At 72.3% G+C, this 15,762-nt stretch carries 15 protein-coding genes; 4 read left to right on the forward strand and 11 right to left on the reverse strand.

Annotation, left to right across the window (positions count from 1 at the left end; genetic code table 11):
* On the forward strand, positions 1-400 hold a 400-nt coding region (locus IE136_RS00005; RefSeq protein ID WP_189599061.1), incomplete at its 5' end, for a pectate lyase.
* 106 nt (positions 401-506) lie between these two features.
* Here IE136_RS00005 and IE136_RS00010 read toward each other — a convergent pair.
* From IE136_RS00010 to IE136_RS00020, 3 genes are all read right to left on the reverse strand, one after another.
* Positions 507-1,223 carry a carbon-nitrogen hydrolase family protein gene (locus tag IE136_RS00010; protein WP_189599062.1) on the reverse strand — a complete coding sequence of 239 codons (717 nt, stop codon included), beginning with the start codon at positions 1,221-1,223 and terminating at the stop codon, positions 507-509.
* A gap of 41 nt (positions 1,224-1,264) precedes the next feature.
* Complete coding sequence (locus IE136_RS00015) at positions 1,265-2,458, reverse strand: PA0049 family protein (RefSeq protein WP_229818605.1); 1,194 nt, start codon at positions 2,456-2,458, stop codon at positions 1,265-1,267.
* Between the two features lie 147 nt (positions 2,459-2,605).
* The gene (locus tag IE136_RS00020; RefSeq protein WP_189599063.1) at positions 2,606-3,196 is read right to left on the reverse strand and encodes a TetR/AcrR family transcriptional regulator; all 591 of its coding nucleotides are present in this window, start codon (positions 3,194-3,196) and stop codon (positions 2,606-2,608) included.
* Positions 3,197-3,322: 126 nt separating this feature from the next.
* Here IE136_RS00020 and IE136_RS00025 point away from each other — a divergent pair, with 126 nt between their 5' ends.
* Positions 3,323-5,809, forward strand: coding sequence for a beta-glucosidase family protein (locus IE136_RS00025; protein WP_189599064.1), 2,487 nt, complete (start codon positions 3,323-3,325; stop codon positions 5,807-5,809).
* A 73-nt stretch (positions 5,810-5,882) separates the two neighbouring features.
* Here IE136_RS00025 and IE136_RS00030 read toward each other — a convergent pair whose 3' ends face one another.
* Both IE136_RS00030 and IE136_RS00035 read right to left on the reverse strand, forming a co-directional pair.
* A complete protein-coding gene (locus IE136_RS00030) occupies positions 5,883-6,812 on the reverse strand; it encodes an aldose epimerase family protein (protein WP_189599065.1) in 930 nt (309 codons plus the stop codon).
* A gap of 11 nt (positions 6,813-6,823) precedes the next feature.
* The gene (locus IE136_RS00035; protein WP_158987003.1) at positions 6,824-7,717 is read right to left on the reverse strand and encodes an SGNH/GDSL hydrolase family protein; all 894 of its coding nucleotides are present in this window, start codon (positions 7,715-7,717) and stop codon (positions 6,824-6,826) included.
* Between the two features lie 271 nt (positions 7,718-7,988).
* Between IE136_RS00035 and IE136_RS00040 the strand changes: the two genes are divergently transcribed.
* Positions 7,989-8,483 (forward strand): DUF3145 domain-containing protein, encoded by a 495-nt coding sequence (locus IE136_RS00040; protein WP_158987001.1) that lies wholly within the window; start codon positions 7,989-7,991, stop codon positions 8,481-8,483.
* A gap of 102 nt (positions 8,484-8,585) precedes the next feature.
* Here IE136_RS00040 and fabF read toward each other — a convergent pair whose 3' ends face one another.
* From fabF to IE136_RS00065, 5 genes are all read right to left on the reverse strand, one after another.
* Positions 8,586-9,848: a beta-ketoacyl-ACP synthase II gene (gene fabF / locus IE136_RS00045; RefSeq protein WP_158986999.1), complete on the reverse strand. Its 1,263-nt coding sequence runs from the start codon at positions 9,846-9,848 to the stop codon at positions 8,586-8,588.
* 79 nt (positions 9,849-9,927) lie between these two features.
* Positions 9,928-10,176, reverse strand: coding sequence for an acyl carrier protein (locus IE136_RS00050; protein ID WP_158986997.1), 249 nt, complete (start codon positions 10,174-10,176; stop codon positions 9,928-9,930).
* Positions 10,177-10,232: 56 nt separating this feature from the next.
* Positions 10,233-11,264, reverse strand: a complete 1,032-nt coding sequence (locus tag IE136_RS00055; protein ID WP_158986995.1) for a ketoacyl-ACP synthase III — start codon at positions 11,262-11,264, stop codon at positions 10,233-10,235.
* A 14-nt stretch (positions 11,265-11,278) separates the two neighbouring features.
* Complete coding sequence (locus tag IE136_RS00060; protein WP_158986993.1) at positions 11,279-12,199, reverse strand: ACP S-malonyltransferase; 921 nt, start codon at positions 12,197-12,199, stop codon at positions 11,279-11,281.
* Between the two features lie 89 nt (positions 12,200-12,288).
* Positions 12,289-13,470, reverse strand: coding sequence for a PucR family transcriptional regulator (locus IE136_RS00065; protein WP_158986991.1), 1,182 nt, complete (start codon positions 13,468-13,470; stop codon positions 12,289-12,291).
* Positions 13,471-13,564: 94 nt separating this feature from the next.
* On the opposite strand from IE136_RS00065, the gene IE136_RS00070 reads away from it, so the two are divergent.
* Complete coding sequence (locus IE136_RS00070) at positions 13,565-14,224, forward strand: pirin family protein (RefSeq protein ID WP_158986989.1); 660 nt, start codon at positions 13,565-13,567, stop codon at positions 14,222-14,224.
* Positions 14,225-14,582: 358 nt separating this feature from the next.
* Here the strand turns inward: IE136_RS00070 and IE136_RS00075 are convergent, their stop codons facing one another.
* Positions 14,583-15,752 (reverse strand): L,D-transpeptidase, encoded by a 1,170-nt coding sequence (locus IE136_RS00075; protein WP_158986987.1) that lies wholly within the window; start codon positions 15,750-15,752, stop codon positions 14,583-14,585.
* Between the last annotated feature and the right edge of the window lie 10 nt (positions 15,753-15,762).

Below are 15,762 nucleotides of genomic sequence, written 5' to 3' on the forward strand. Positions count from 1 at the left end.
GTCCGCGGTGTACTCGGTGTACGGCGGCGGCGCGCGGAAGGCCTCGGACAAGGTCTTCCAGTTCAACGGCGCGGGCAAGCTGGTCGTGACCAAGTTCCAGGTGTCGGAGTTCGGCAAGCTGGTCCGGTCCTGCGGCAACTGCAAGAAGCAGTACAAGCGCACGATCATCATCAACGACGTGGACATCACCGCACCCGGCACGTCGATCGTCGGTGTCAACGCCAACTACGGCGACACCGCCTCCTTGCGCGAGGTCCGTGTCCACGGCGACACCAAGAAGAAGATCAAGCCGTGCACCCGGTTCACCGGGAACAACACGGGCAAGGAGCCGACCCAGATCGGCACCGGCCCCGACGGCGTGACCTGCCGTTACACGGCCTCCGACCTCTCGTACGACTGACGGGTCCGGGGCCCCGACGGCGGCGGCCGGCGGGGCCCCGGGGGCTGGGGGTGTCTTGTGGTTCCTGCCGGGCGTCGCGGGCCAGGCGGGACTTTCCGGACACGGCCTAGCGGCCCACGTCGGCGAGGGCGAAGCCCGGGTCCGCCGGACCCGCGTCGGCGATCCGCTCGCCGTCCGGCCCCCAGGCGCCGCTGCGCCCCTCGCAGGTGCCGGCCTCGTTGCTCCCGAGGACGTTGGCGAGCACCACGTGCAGCGCGTTGTCCCGGGCGCGTACCGGATAGACCTTCTCGAACGAGTCGTTGGCGACATCGAGCACCGAACTCGCCAGATAGACCGCGCAGCCCTCGGCGGCTGCCCGCTCGGCCGGCTCCGGGAAGCGGTTGTCGTAGCAGGTGGCGAGGGCGAACCGGACCCCGTCCAGCTCGAAGCGGCCGTCCGTCGTGCCGGGCGCGAAGACGTCGTGCTCGATCCCGTACAGGTTCGCCTTGTCGTAGCGGGTGAGGAGCATCCCGTCCGGGCCGATGACCAGCGAGGTGATCCCCGGCCTGCCGGACGTGGTGAGCACCGGCCCGTTGACGACGGCCGCCGCCGAGACCGCGCGGCAGACGTCGCGGAGCGGGCCGAGCCGGGCGTCGTCCTCGGCGAGGTGGAGGCCCGGGTCGGTCCGGACTCGAGTCGGTTCGTACCCGGTGAGGGACAGTTCGGGGAAGACGACCAGCCGTGCGCCCTCGACGCCCGCGGACCGGATCAACTCCGCCATGGTGCGGACGTTGGCGTCGATGTCCCCCGGAGCCGGAGTGAACTGTGCTGCTGCGACGATCATGCGGCCATCATCTCCACCGTCCCGGCCCCGGGGGAACTCCCTCAGGCGGAGGCGGCGGCCACTTCGATGATCGACCGCACCTGCGCGACGATGTCCAGCCGGTTGCGGACGAACTCGGGATCGGTGACCGTGCCCGTCGCCGGATCCGTGTTCCCCACGCCGAACTGCAGCACCGGCGTGTGGACATGGCCGCCGGGCAGGCCGGTCAGACCTAGCCGGTCGCGCAGCAGCGTGGCGCGGTACGCGATCTCGTTGGAGAGGTAGTTCCCGCCGCCGCCCGCCCGGGCCGCGGAGCCGGGCGTCGGCCCGTCCGGCCGGTTCACGGGCGTCGCCGCGCCGGCCGGGATCTCGGTCACCGCCGTGTTGTCGTACACCGGGAAGCGGCCGGTGCCGGCCGCCACGATGGCGCCGTACGGGAGGGTGGTCGCCGTCCACTGGGGCTGCGTCGCCGGGTCCGACACGGGCACCGTCTCCGTACGCGAGACGTTCTCGTTGTCGGGGAAGCCGCCCCGCCAGGCACCGTTGTGGCGCTCGATGTCGAAGCGGCCGACCCGCCCCTGGCTGACCGTCGTGAAGAGGTCCGCCTTCGGCAGCTGGTCGCGCAGGGTCCGCTCGACCGTACCGTCGGCGAAGTCCTGCCAGCGGACGGGGAAGACGGCCGTCTCGACGCGGGCGAGGCCGCCGTCGGCCGTGCGGATCCAGGTGCCGTCGAGAGCCAGCGCGGTGGCGCCGGACGGATTGCTGATCCGTACGTCCCGGTCGAGCGTGAACGGGTCGAAGCCGGTGACGAGGACCCGCTTGACGCCCTTGCCCGCCGGGAGGTGGATGGAGTCCTGGCCGCGCGAGGAGCGCTCCAGGCGGTCGAGCAGCCGGGCCCGGGCGGCGTCGTCGAGCGCGAACACCGGCTGCCAGAAGCGCAGTTCACGGGTCATCGCGAGCCGTGCCCAGTACAGCGGCCGGTCGTCGTCCCGGCTGAGGTCGCCCCGCGCCGGGCCCCGGCCCTGCGCCCGGTCGACCGCCCGCTGCCACAACCGGGCGCCCAGCCGCGCGACCGCGCGCTCAGCCTCCGGGTAGGAGCCGGTGGCGCGCAGCGCGCGAGCGAACTCCGGTGCCGTGCCGTCGAATCCGCCGCGCCGCAGGATCTCCTGGGGTGCGGCCCGGTCGAGTCGCGCCTCCTCCACGGTCGCGAGAGTGGCGGGGCTCGCCCCCGCACCCCGACCCGCGCTCGTGTCCATGGCCGAGGCCGGGGGCGAACCGAGGGTGAGGGCGGTGGTGGCCGCCAAAGCAAGTCCCAGTGAAGCGGGGCGTATCCGTGACACGAGGGTCCTTCCGTCGGGTGCCGGGAGTATCCCGTCCCACCCGCGACTCCCGCTACAGCGCCCTCATTTGTCGCTGTGGTCCTCCGCCGTCACCCTGCCCGTGAGCAACGCGACGAAATCCCGGAACGCCGCCGGCATGTCGACCGCCTCCGGGTCGAGGAGCCACTGGTACTGCAGCCCGTCCATCACCGCGGTCAGCAGCGGCGCCGCCCGCTCCGGGGTCAGTCCGCCCGGCAGGCGCTCGCCGAACTCAAGACGCAGCACCTTCGCCATCTCCGCGCGGACCTGCGCGTACCGCTCGGTGAAGAACTCCCGTGCCGGGTGGCCGTCGGTCACGCTCTCACCGAGGAGCGCCGAGAAGGTCTGCACGATCCCCGGCCGCATCGCGTTGTACTCGACGAGGGAGTCGATCAGGTCCAGTCGCCAGCCCTCCCGGCCGCGCCCCCCGCTGGTGTCCCACCGGTCGCGCTCCTCCAGGACGGCGACGAGCAGCGTCTCCTTCGTCGGGAAGTAGTGCAGCAGGCCCTGCTGTGTCAGGCCGACCCGCTCCGCGACGGCCCCGAGCGACGCGCCGCGGTAGCCGCGCTCGGCGATCACCTCGAGGGCCGCGCGCAGGATGTCCGCACGCCGCTCCTCGCTCCTGGCCCGCCCCATCGCCGTGGCCCCCTTCCCCGCCCTGCCGCGAAGTCCTGTCCGAAAGTCCTGTGCACAGGACCGTACGGCATCGCTGGATAACGAATAAATAACGTAACCTACCGCTCAACAGGTAACCGGGCCACCATGGCCGCTCCAGCACTTCAACGAGGAGGTACGGCCGTGGCAGAGACCAGCGCGGAGACCGCCCGAGAGCAGGCCGCCGAAGCGGCGCTCTCCAAGCTCGACCTGGACAGCAAGGCCCGGCTGCTCGCGGGCCAGGACATGTGGTCGCTCCCGGCCCTGCCCGAGATCGGACTGAAGTCCCTGGTCATGTCCGACGGCCCGATCGGTGTCCGGGGCGTCCGCTGGACCGCCGACGACCCCTCGATCGCCCTGCCCTCACCGACCGCGCTCGCCGCCGCCTGGGACCCCGCCCTCGCCCGCCGCGCAGGCCGACTCCTCGCCCAGGAGGCCCGCCGCAAGGGGGTCCACGTCCTCCTCGCTCCCACCGTCAACCTGCACCGCTCGCCGCTCGGCGGCCGCCACTTCGAGGCCTACAGCGAGGACCCGTACCTCACCGGTGCCATCGGCACCGGCTACGTGCGAGGCGTCCAGGACGGCGGCGTCGGCACCACCGTCAAGCACTTCGTCGCCAACGACGCCGAGACCGACCGCTTCACCGTCGACAACAAGGTCGCCGCGCGCCCCCTGCGCGAGCTCTACCTCGCTCCCTTCGAGGCCATCGTCACCGACGCCCGCCCCTGGGGCGTCATGACCGCCTACAACCAGGTCAACGGCGTGACCATGACCGAGCACCGCCGGCTCGTCCACGACGTCCTGCGCGGCGAGTGGGGCTTCGACGGCTTCAACGTCTCCGACTGGATGGCCGCCCGTTCCACCACCGGTGACATCGAGGGCGGCCTCGACGTCGCCATGCCCGGTCCGCAGACCGTCTACGGCGAGGCGCTCGCCGCCGCCGTCCGCGCCGGCGAGGTCGAGGAGAGCGCCGTCGACGCGGCGGTACGGAACGTGCTGCGGCTCGCCGCCCGCGTCGGCGCCCTCGACGGCGCCCCACCGGTCGTCGCCGAGCCCCCCGCACCGGTCGACGGCGACGCCCTCGCCCGCGAGATCGCCCACCGGGGCTTCGTCCTCGTCCGCAACGAGGTGCGCGGCGAGAGCCCGGTCCTGCCGCTCGCGGCCGGCCGGACCGTCGCCCTGATCGGCGCGGCCGCCCGCGACGCCCGCGTCCTCGGCGGCGGCTCCGCCCAGGTCTTCCCCGCCCACACCGTCTCCCCGCTCGACGGCCTCACCGCCGCCCTCCCCGGCGGAGCCCTGACCTTCTCCGTCGGCGCCGACCCGAGTGACGAACTCGCGCCCGCGGGGCAGGGGTTCACCCTCCGCGCGGTCTGCCGCGACGCCGAGGGCGCCGTGCTCGGCGAGGGCACCCTGCCGGGCGGCCAGATCCAGTGGATCGGCGACGACCTCCCGGCCGGCGCCACCCACGAGACCCTCGCCTCCATCGAGGTCCTCGGCACGTTCACCCCGCGCGAGAGCGGCGAGCACTCCTTCGGCACCCGCGGCCTCGGCGCCTTCACCCTCACCGTCGCAGGGGAGACCGTCTACGACGGTGTGCAGTCGATGGGCCCGGAGACCGACCCCTTCGAAGCGTTCTTCGGCGCCCCCGTCGAGCGGGCCAAGGTCGCGCTCACCGCGGGCGAGACCGTCGAGGTGTCCCTCCTGCACCGGCTGGACGAGGCGTTCGCGGCCCCGTTGCCGGCCGTCATGTTCTCCCTCGTCCACCTCGGTCCGCGCCGTGACCCGGACGAACTGATCGCCGAGGCCGTCGAGGCGGCCCGGGCCGCCGACACCGCCGTCGTGGTCGTCGCCACCACCGAGCGCGTCGAGTCCGAGGGCTTCGACCGCAAGGACCTCGCGCTCCCCGGCCGCCAGGACGAGCTGGTACGGGCCGTGGCCGCCGCCAATCCGAACACCGTCGTCGTCGTCAACGCCGGCTCCCCGGTCGAGATGCCCTGGCGCGAGGACGTCGCCGCGATTCTGCTCAGCTGGTTCCCCGGTCAGGAGGGCGGCGCCGCGCTCGCCGACGTCCTGACCGGCGCCGAGGAGCCGGGCGGGCGACTGCCCACCACCTGGCCCGTCGCCCTCGCCGACGCACCTGTCACCGAGGTCATCCCGACGGACGGCGAACTCCAGTACACCGAAGGCGTGTTCATCGGCTACCGCGCATGGGACAAGGCCGGCGTCGCCCCCGCGTACGCCTTCGGCCACGGCCTCGGCTACACCACCTGGTCGTACGACTCCCTGGAAGCGACGTCCCAGCGTGCCGCGGTCCGGCTCACCAACACCGGTGCTCGCACCGGCCGCGAGGTCGTCCAGATCTACCTGGCGCCGGCTTCGGACCCGGTCGAGCGGCCGGCGCGCTGGCTGGCCGGCTTCGCGAGCGTCGAGGCGGGCCCCGGTGAGAGCGTCGAGGTCGAGATCCCGCTGCCCCGCCGCACCTTCGAGATCTGGGACGAGGAGCGGAACAGCTGGTCCTTCGTCCCCGGAACGTACGAGGTCAGGGCCGCGCACGCGCTCGACGACACCCGGCTGACGGCCGTCCTGGAGCTCTGAAGCCCGCCATGAGCACCCCGGGGCGGAACCTGACAACCGCCTCGGGGCTTCGGGCCTTTCAGGTGGTCTCGGCTCAGCGCGTCCCGAAGCGGTAGACCGTCTCCGAGGCGTACCGCTCGCCCGGACGCAGCACCGTCGAGGGAAACTCCGGCCGGTTCGGCGAGTCCGGGAAGTGCTGGGTCTCCAGCGCGATCCCGGAGAACATCGCGTCCGCGTACACCTGGAGTCCCGGCTCGCTCGTCTCCACCGTCACCACCCGCCCGGTGACGGGCGAGTACAGCTCGGCGGCGTCCGGCGCGCCCGCGTCGAGCACGAAGTTGTCGTCGATCCCCACCCCGGCGGGCCGGAGCGTACGGAAGTCGAGCTGGGTGCCGCCGACCGGGGCGATCTCGCCGGTCGGGATCCCCGTCCCGTCCTTGGGGGTGAAGTACCCGGCCGTGACGCGGAGTTCGTGTTCGCCGCCCAGGTCCCAGTACGCGTGGTTGGTCAGCGCCACCACCGTGGGGGCGTCGGTCAGCGCCCGGTAGGCGATCCGCAGCGCGCCGTCCTCGTCGAGGGTGTACGTGGCCGAGACCTCCAGCCGGCCGGGGAAGCCCTCCTCGCCCTCCGGACTCACCCGGGACAGCCGTACCCCGCCCTCGACCTCCTCCGCGTCCCACACCCGCTTGTCGAAGCCACGCTCCCCGCCGTGCAGGCTGTGCGGGCCGCCGTTGCGGGCGAGCCGGTGCGTACGGCCGTCGAGGGTGAACACGCCGCCGGCGATCCGGTTCGCGTAACGCCCCACCAGGGCACCGAAGTAGGGCTCCGGGCGCTTCAGGTAGCCGCCCAGGTCCGGGAAGCCGAGGACCGTCTCACCGGGCACGCCGTCCCGGTCCGGCGTCGCGACCGACTGCACGATGCCGCCGTACGTCAACAGCCGCACCCGCACCCCGCCCCGCTCGAGCGTCCAGCGCCGTACGTCCGTACCGTCGACCGAACCGAAGGGCTCACCCGTGATCCTCATGATCCGGAACCCTACGCGGGCGGCTCGGGCGCCGTCACCTGCCGGTGCGCGATCTCCGCGAGCCGCGCCTGCCCGTCCCTGCTGGGGTGGAACCAGTCCCACGGACTGAGCTGCCCGCCGTCGAACCGGAAGCCGAACACCGCCCCGCCGTCGTACCGGCAGCGCGGGTCCTTCGCGCAGACCTCCTTCAGGGCCGCGTTGTACGCGACCACCCGGTCCCGCACCAGCGTCCGGCGCCGCTCGGCCGTCACGCTCAGGTCCTGCGCGTCGGCCAGCATGGAGGGGCAGATCCCCAGCTTCCAGACCTCCAGGCCCATGGGACTCACCCGCCCCTGCGACCACAGCCGCTGCAGGTCCGGCACGCTCGACACGTACACCTGCGCCTTGGGCGCCTTCGCCCGCAGCCGGGCCATGGCCGACGCGAAGGTGGCGCGGAACTCCTCGACCGGGGTCATCAGCGCCGCACTGCTCCGGCAGGCGTCGTTCGCGCCCATCATCACCGTGACCAGCTCCGGCTTCACCGCGGCGGCCCGTTCCATCTGACCCGGCAGGTCGGCCATCCGCGCCCCGGTCCGCGCGAGATTCCAGCTCTGCCGCGTGACGCGCTCCGGGCCGAGGAGCCGCAGCGCGAGACTGTTGACGGTGGCGTCCGTGCCGGTCGCCCAGGAGACCTCCGGGCAGTCCGCCAGCACCTCACAGGCGTCGAAGGCACGGGTGATCGAGTCGCCGACGGCGGCCACGGAGGCGGGGGAGCGATCCCAGAGCGGCGCGGGGCGCGGCGTGGCCCGGACGGTCGGCGCGACGGCCTCCGGCGCCGGCGCGGCGCAGCCGGCCGGCGCGCCCACGCAGAGCACCGCCGCCGCCACGGAGGCGACAGTGGTACGGAGACGATGTCGGCCGCGCATTCTCCGATCCCTCCTCCGGTAACCGTTCGGCGTCCTGGCGAGTGAAAGCTTGGTGTCCACCCGCCCCCGGACCGACCGTACGTCACCCCAAGGGCGGTGCGGCACGGTAGCTTTTCCCCCGTCGAACCAGAGGCACCTTTGCCAACCGGCTCCGGTAAATTACATCACGTCACATGCTGTCCCCTTTTCGGGGGTTTGCGAAGTTTTTCTCCCGATGCTGTTTACTGAGGCCGCTGGGAAAGGCGAACCTCGTCCCACACTGGAGGTCCCGGTGACGACACGTGGAGTTCTGTACGTTCATTCCGCACCGCGCGCGCTGTGCCCGCACGTCGAATGGGCGGTCGCGGGTGTCCTCGGTGCGAGAGTCCAGCTCGACTGGATTCGCCAGCCGGCGTCCCCCGGCACCTGGAGAGCCGAGTTCTCCTGGCAGGGCGAGACCGGCACCGCCTCCAAGCTCGCCTCCGCGCTGCGCGGATGGCAGATGCTCCGTTTCGAGGTCACCGCGGAACCCTGCCCGACGGCCGAGGGCGAGCGCTACAGCGCCACCCCCGAGCTGGGCATCTTCCACGCCGTCACCGGTATGCACGGCGACATCCTGATCCCCGAGGACCGGCTGCGGGCCGCGCTGGCCCGCTCCGTGCGCGGCGAGACGGACCTGGAGGGGGAGATCGCCAAGCTGCTCGGGAAGCCCTGGGACGACGAACTGGAGCCCTTCCGGTACGCGGGCGAGGGCGCCCCGGTCCGCTGGCTCCACCAGGTCGTCTGATCAGCCCCGGCACCCGTCCGCCCCCCGCCTCGCACCGCCGCCCCCAGAACACGCCGGAGGCCCACCCCCCATCCGGGGGTGGGCCTCACGGGTGACGTGGGGTCAGATCGTGCGGAAGGCCAGCACCACGTTGTGGCCGCCGAAGCCGAACGAGTTGTTGATCGCGGCGATCGTGCCCTGGGGGAGTTCGCGGGGCTCGTCGCGGACGATGTTCGCGTCGACCTCCGGGTCCAGGTCGTCGACGTTGATCGTCGGCGGGGCCAGCCGGTGGTGCAGCGCCAGGACCGTCGCCACGGTCTCGATGCCACCCGCGCCACCCAGCAGGTGACCCGTCATCGACTTCGTCGCGGAGACCGCGACATGGTCCAGGTCGTCGCCCAGGACCTTGCGCAGCGCCTTGATCTCGGCGACGTCGCCCTGCGGCGTCGACGTGGCGTGCGCGTTCAGGTGGACGACCTCGGACGGCTTGAGGTCCGTCGAGTCGAGCAGGTTCTGCAGCGCCGTCGCGATGCCCCGGCCGGTCGGCTCGGGCTGCGCGATGTGGTGGCTGTCGGCCGACAGGCCCTGGCCGAGCACCTCGCAGTAGACCCGGGCGCCGCGCGCCTTCGCGTGCTCCTCGGACTCGAGGATCACGACACCCGCGCCCTCGCCGAGCACGAAGCCGTCACGAGCCGTGTCGTAGGGACGCGAGGCCTTCGTCGGCTCGTCGTTGTTCTTGGACATCGCCATCATGTTGGCGAAGGCCGCGATCGGCAGCGGGTGGATCGCCGCCTCCGTGCCGCCGGCCACGACCACGTCGGCCCGGCCGGTACGGATCATCTCGACCGCGTAGCCGATCGCCTCGGCGCCCGACGCACACGCGGAGACCGGCGTGTGCACGCCCGCCTGGGCGTTCACCTCCAGACCCACGTTGGCGGAGGGACCGTTCGGCATCAGCATCGGAACGGTGTGCGGGGAGACGCGGCGGACGCCCTTCTCCTTCAGCACGTCGTACTGGTCGAGCAGAGTCGTCACGCCGCCGATGCCGGAGGCGATGACGGCGCCGAGCCGCTCGGGCGCGATCTTCGCGTCCTCGCCGGCCGGGGCCTCGTAGCCCGCGTCCGCCCACGCCTCGCGGGCCGCGATCAGCGCGAACTGCGCCGAGCGGTCCAGCTTGCGGGCGAGCGGCCGGGGCAGTACCTCGCCCGGGTCCACCGCGGCGGGCGCGGCGATCTGGACGGGCAGGTCGGCGAATCGTTCGCCCTCGAGGGGCTTGACGCCGGAGCGTCCCGCGATCAGACCTTCCCAGGTCGATGCGGAGTCGCCACCCAGCGGTGTGGTTGCGCCGATACCGGTGACGACCACGGTGCGATTGGTCGAGCTCACAGGAATTCTTTCTCCACGTGTGTGATGGTCGAATTACGGCGCCACCGCCGGGTGGCAGACCGAACAGCCAAGGACCGGATCAGTCCTGGTGCTTCAGGATGTAGTCGGTCGCGTCGCCGACCGTCTTGAGGTTCTTGACGTCCTCGTCCGGGATCTTGACGTCGAAGCGCTCTTCGGCGGCCACAACGACCTCGACCATGGACAGCGAGTCGACGTCCAGGTCGTCGGTGAAGGACTTGTCCAGCTGGACGTCCTCGGCCGGGATGCCGGCGATCTCGTTGACGATCTCGGCGAGACCTTCGACGATCTCTTCCTGGGTGAAGGCCATGTTGGCGCTCCTTCTGTGATTGCTTCGGTAGGGGGCTTCCGGAAGATCCGGTGTGCCTAGGGGAGAGTAACGACCGTCGCGGCGTAGACGAGACCCGCCCCGAAGCCGATGACGAGCGCGGTGTCGCCGCTCTTCGCCTTCCCGGTCGCCAGGAGCCGCTCCATCGCGAGCGGAATCGAGGCGGCCGAGGTGTTGCCGGTGGTCTCGACGTCACGGGCGACCGTGACGTGCTCCGGCAGCTTCAGAGTCTTCACCATCGAGTCGATGATCCGCATGTTCGCCTGGTGCGGAATGAAGACGTCCAGGTCGTCCGCCGAGATGCCGGCGGCGTCCAGCGCCTGCTGGGCGACCTTCGCCATCTCGAAGACGGCCCAGCGGAAGACCGCCTGACCCTCCTGCGTGATGGCCGGGAACTTGATCTCGCCCTGGTCGTTGAGGGGCAGCTTCGAGACATCGCCCACATGGAACTCGTTCCACGGCACGGTCTGCTTGATCGTCTCGGACTTGTCGCCCTCCGAACCCCAGACCGAGGGGCCGATGTGCGGCTCGTCGGAGGGACCGACGACGACCGCGCCGGCGCCGTCGCCGAACAGGAAGGCCGTCGCCCGGTCCTCAAGGTCCGTCAGGTCGCTCAGCCGCTCGACGCCGATGACAAGTACGTACTCTGCCGAACCCTCGACGATCATGCCCTTGGCGAGCGTCAGGCCGTAGCCGAAGCCCGCGCAGCCGGCGGAGATGTCGAACGCGGCCGGCTTGCCGGAGCCGATCTTGTCGGCGATCTCGGTGGCGACGGCCGGAGTCTGCTTGAAGTGCGAGACCGTGGAGACGATCACGGCGCCGATCTGCTCCGGGGCGATCCCGGCGTCGGCGAGGGCCTTGCCCGAGGCCTCGACCGACATCGCGGTCACGGTTTCCTCGGGGGAGGCCCAGTGGCGGGTGGCGATACCGGAGCGCGAGCGGATCCACTCGTCGGACGAGTCGATCTTCTCGAGGATCACCTCGTTCGGCACGACACGGGTGGGGCGGTAGCCGCCGACACCCATGATCCGCGCGTACGGGGCGCCCTTGCTGGGCTTGATCTTCGACATGCTTCTCTCGGCTCCTATCGGGCTGCTGAAACGTCGGCGATCAGCGTGCGGGCCGCGTCGAGGTCGTCGGGGGTCTTCAGAGCGACGGTGCGGACGCCCGGCAGAGCGCGCTTCGCGAGACCGGTCAGGGTGCCGCCCGGGCACACCTCGATCAGCGCGGTCGCGCCCAGCGCCTCGAAGGTCTCCATGCACAGGTCCCAGCGGACCGGGTTGGCGACCTGGCCGACGAGGCGTGAGACGACCTCGGAGCCGGTGGCGACGGTCCGCCCGTCCTTGTTGGAGACGTAGCTCACGGTCGGGTCGGCGACGGTCAGCTCCTTCGCCGCCGCCTCCAGCTTCGCCACGGCGGGAGCCATGTGGTGCGTATGGAAAGCGCCGGCCACCTTGAGCGGGACGACCCGGCGGACGCCCTCGGGCTTGTCCGCCTCCAGGGCGGCCAGCTGCTCCAGCGTGCCGGCGGCCACGATCTGGCCGGCGCCGTTCACGTTGGCCGGGGTCAGGCCGAGCTTCTCGAGGTGCGGGACGGTCACCTCGGGGTCGCCGCCGAGCAGCGCGGACATGCCGGTCTCGGTGACGGCGGCGGCCTCGGCCATCGCCAGACCACGCGTACGTACGAGACGCAGCGCGGCGGTGTCGTCGAGGACGCCGGCGAACGCGGCGGCGGTGATCTCACCGACGCTGTGACCCGCGACGGCGCCGGGGGCGACCTCACCGAGCGCGGCGGCGGACAGCAGTCCGGCGGCCACGAGGAGCGGCTGCGCCACGGCGGTGTCGCGGATCTCGTCCGCGTCGGCCTTCGTGCCGTAGTGGGCGAGGTCGAGCCCGATGGCCTCGGACCAGGCGGCCACGCGGTCGGCGGCGCCGGGAAGTTCGAGCCAGGGGGTCAGGAAGCCGGGCGTCTGAGCGCCTTGGCCGGGAGCGACGAGTACGAGCACCCTCACACTCTCTCTTGGGGACGGCTCCGAGCGCCCGTGGGGACAAGGACGAAGAACCGTCGGGGGAATTGTCGGTGTTCGACAAAAGTCTAGGACTGCTGATCTGCGTCGGCCAAGCGTCCGAGGATGAGCGCGATCCGCAGGGTGAACGCAGAACGGACATCGGAGGGTGACCAGCCGGTGACATCGGTCACACGTCGGAGCCGGTAGCGCACGGTGTTGGGGTGGACGAACAGCATCCGGGCAGCCCCCTCCAGGCTGCTCGCCTGCTCCAGATAGACACTCAGGGTTTCGAGGAGCGCCGACCCCGCTTCCTCCAGCGGTCTGTAGATCTCCTCCACCAGCTGCTCGCGGGCCGAAGGGTCGGACGCGATGGCGCGCTCCGGCAGCAGATCGTCCGCCAGAACCGGCCGCGGCGCGTCCTGCCAGGCCATACACGCCTTGAGGCCGGCCGCCGCGGCCTGGGCGGACCTCGTGGCGGCGAGCAGATCGGGGACGATCGGGCCCGCGACGACCGGCCCCGCGGCGTACGGCCCGATCAGGGCCTTAGCGACCTGCAGCGGGTTGTCGTTGCCGCCGGCGATGACGACGAGCCGGTCGCCGAGGACGCCGGTGAGGACCTGGAGCTTGGCGTGCCGGGCTGCCCGGCGGATCGCCTCGACGGTCAGTTCGCTGTCCCCGTCGGGGGCGGTGCCGAGGACGACGCAGACGTGCTCGGGGGAGTTCCAGCCGAGGGCCGCGGCCCGGGACACGGCACCCTCGTCCGCCTCGCCGGAGAGGACCGCGTTCACGACGAGGGATTCCAGGCGGGCGTCCCAGGCGCCGCGGGCCTCGGCCGCCTGGGCGTAGACCTGGGCGGTCGCGAAGGCGATCTCGCGGGCGTAGACGAGGAGGGCCTCACGCAGGATGGACTCGTCCCCGGGCGCCGCGACCTCCTCGATCGCGGTCTCCATCACCTCGATGGTGGTGCGGACCATCTCCACGGTCTGACGCAGCGTGATGGCGCGGGTCAGCTCGCGGGGTGCGGTGCCGAAGACGTCGGTGGAGATCGCCTGCGGCGTCTCGGGGTGCCGGAACCACTCGGTGAACGCGGCGATGCCCGCCTGGGCGACCAGACCGATCCACGACCGGTTCTCGGGCGGCATCGCCCGGTACCACGGCAGCGTCTCGTCCATGCGGGCAATGGCGTTGGCGGCGAGCCGCCCGGAGGACTGTTCGAGGCGCTTCAGGGTCGCGGAGTGTGGATGAGCTGCGTTCGTGGGTTCTGGCACGGGGACAAGACTGCCTTATCGGGACCGCGGAGTGCTGGGTCGGGGGCGTTTCCCCGGCCGGGGCAAGGGCCGCGGCGGTTACGGTGAGCCGGTGATGAGCATTCAGCGGGCCGGGGAGCGTTACCAGGGGGGCGACCCCGACGCAGGGATCGAGACCCGGCACGCGTTCTCCTTCGGGCGCCACTACGACCCCGACAACCTCCGCTTCGGCGCCGTCCTCGCCTGCAACGAGGAGCGGCTCGCTCCCGGCGCCGGGTTCGCCGAGCACCCGCACAGTCACACCGAGATCGTCACCTGGGTCGTCGAGGGCGAACTGACCCACCGCGACACGGCCGGTCACACCACCGTCGTCCGCCCCGGGGACGTCCAGCGGCTCAGCTCCGCCGCGGGCGTGCGGCACGAGGAGCGCAACGACGGCGACGTGCCGCTGGTCTTCGTCCAGATGTGGCTGGCCCCCCTGGAGGCGGGCGGCGAGCCCTCCTACGAGATCGTCCGCGGCATCGCCGACTCCACTCCGTACGCCCTGCCGGAGGCCGCGGCGATGCTGCACGTGCGGCGCCTGGAGCCCGGCGAGCGCACCGCCGTCCCGGACGCCGGCTTCGTCTACGCGCACGTGGTGCGGGGCACGGTCCGCCTGGACGGCGAGGAGCTCGGCCCCGGCGACGCGGCCCGCGTCACCGACGCCGAGAACCTCGCGCTCCTGGCGACGTCCGACGCCGAGGTCCTCCTCTGGGAGATGCGCGCGCCGGCCTGACGCCGCCAGGCCGAGGCCGGTCCGTCCTCCGTGGTCCCCCCCCGCCGGGCGCGGGCGGACGCCTCCGGCCTCCGGACCGGGGGCGGGCCGTTGCGACGGCCGGCTCTACGACTCGCTAGGGGTGCGCCGCTGTCGCACCGAGGACGAGGTGGCCGCAGGTCTTTGACCGCCGTGCCGCGCCCAGCCGTCCGTGCCGGCCCGCGGCCCGGAGCGTTCTCCGCCCTCCGCCCTCCGCCCTCCGCCCTCCGCCCTCCGCCCTCCGCCCTCCGCCCTCCGCCCGCCGGGCGCGGGCGGACGCGCCCGGCCGTCGGTGCCGGCGCGGGACGGGGGCGTTCCCGCTCCCCGAATCACGCACGCGTCAGCGCGTCCGCGCCAGCGCGCTCTTCGCCCGCCACTGCTCCCAGCTCACGTTCCACGCCCCGTAGCCGTTGCCCGGGGCCACCGCGCCCTTGGTGTCGGCGCCGGTGATCTCGAAGGGGTCGCCGGCGCGGACCGAGGCGTAGAGAGAGGCGGCGTGCGCGTCGCTCATGCCGATGCAGCCGGAGCTCATGTTCACCCTGCCGAAGTACTTCGCGTTCCACGGCGCCGCGTGCGCGTACATCCCCGACCACGTCAGCCGCATGGAGTGGTCGACCATCTTGTCGTAGGCGTCGCCGAGCCCGACCGTCTCCGAGTTCATGTTGATCGTCCCCTCCTTCGACATCAGGACCGCCGTCCCCCGCCACGACCGCTTGTCGCCGCCCGGGGTGCCGCCGGAGACGGGGACGGTGGTGATCAGGCGGCCGTTGCGCACGACGTCGAGCCGCTTGCGGTCCAGGTCGACCTTGACGACCCGAGCCGTGGAGTCGACGGTGAATCCGGTGCGGTAGTCGCGCACGAACCAGCCGCCGCCCGAGTCCGTCCCGTCGAGCGTCGCGTCGAGGGTGACCTTCGTGCCCGGCTTCCAGTACGCGCGCGGCCGCCAGTCCGCCCGGTCCTTGCCCGACCAGTCCTTCAGCCAGCCCCACGAGCCCTCGGTGCCGTTGGAGGTGGTGACCTTCAACCGCCTCTCCACGTCCGCCTTGTGGGTGACGGGCCGGTCGAAGACGATCGACAGGGGCTGGGCGATGCCCACCGTCGTGTTCTTGCCGGGCGCCAGCGTCAGCTTGTTGACCCGGTCCGCCTCGGGGAGCGAGAAGCCCGACCGGGAGGTCGTCTCCCGCCCGCCGGCGGAGCGTGCGGTGACCTCCACCGTGTACGAGGTGCCGGGCGCGGCCTTGCGGTCCGAGACCCACGAGGCCCCGCCGGCGGCGGTACGGCCCCCGAGCACAGCGCCGTCCGCGTCGGCCACCTTCACCACCGACAAGGTGCCGCCCGTCGCCGTCACGGTCACCGGCCGGCCGGCCGTCGGGGGAGCCACGGTCACCCGCGCCGGGCGGTCCTCGGCGGAGGCGGCCGACCGGGCCGGGGCCTCGGCCACCGTTCCGGCCGAGCAGGCGGTGAGGGAGACGGCCGCCAGAAGGAAGAGGGGTATGCGTGTCCGCAGCACGGAACAGACC

Source organism: Streptomyces lateritius, from assembly GCF_014649715.1.
GTDB classification, from domain to species: Bacteria; Actinomycetota; Actinomycetes; order Streptomycetales; family Streptomycetaceae; genus Streptomyces; species Streptomyces lateritius.

Coding starts and splice junctions, on each gene's coding strand:
- IE136_RS00010 (WP_189599062.1), bottom strand. CDS start 1,223: ATGATCGTCGCAGCAGCACAGTTCACTCCGGCTCCGGGGGACATCGAC.
- IE136_RS00015 (WP_229818605.1), bottom strand. CDS start 2,458: ATGGACACGAGCGCGGGTCGGGGTGCGGGGGCGAGCCCCGCCACTCTC.
- IE136_RS00020 (WP_189599063.1), bottom strand. CDS start 3,196: ATGGGGCGGGCCAGGAGCGAGGAGCGGCGTGCGGACATCCTGCGCGCG.
- IE136_RS00025 (WP_189599064.1), top strand. CDS start 3,323: ATGGCCGCTCCAGCACTTCAACGAGGAGGTACGGCCGTGGCAGAGACC.
- IE136_RS00030 (WP_189599065.1), bottom strand. CDS start 6,812: ATGAGGATCACGGGTGAGCCCTTCGGTTCGGTCGACGGTACGGACGTA.
- IE136_RS00035 (WP_158987003.1), bottom strand. CDS start 7,717: ATGCGCGGCCGACATCGTCTCCGTACCACTGTCGCCTCCGTGGCGGCG.
- IE136_RS00050 (WP_158986997.1), bottom strand. CDS start 10,176: ATGGCCTTCACCCAGGAAGAGATCGTCGAAGGTCTCGCCGAGATCGTC.
- IE136_RS00055 (WP_158986995.1), bottom strand. CDS start 11,264: ATGTCGAAGATCAAGCCCAGCAAGGGCGCCCCGTACGCGCGGATCATG.
- IE136_RS00070 (WP_158986989.1), top strand. CDS start 13,565: ATGAGCATTCAGCGGGCCGGGGAGCGTTACCAGGGGGGCGACCCCGAC.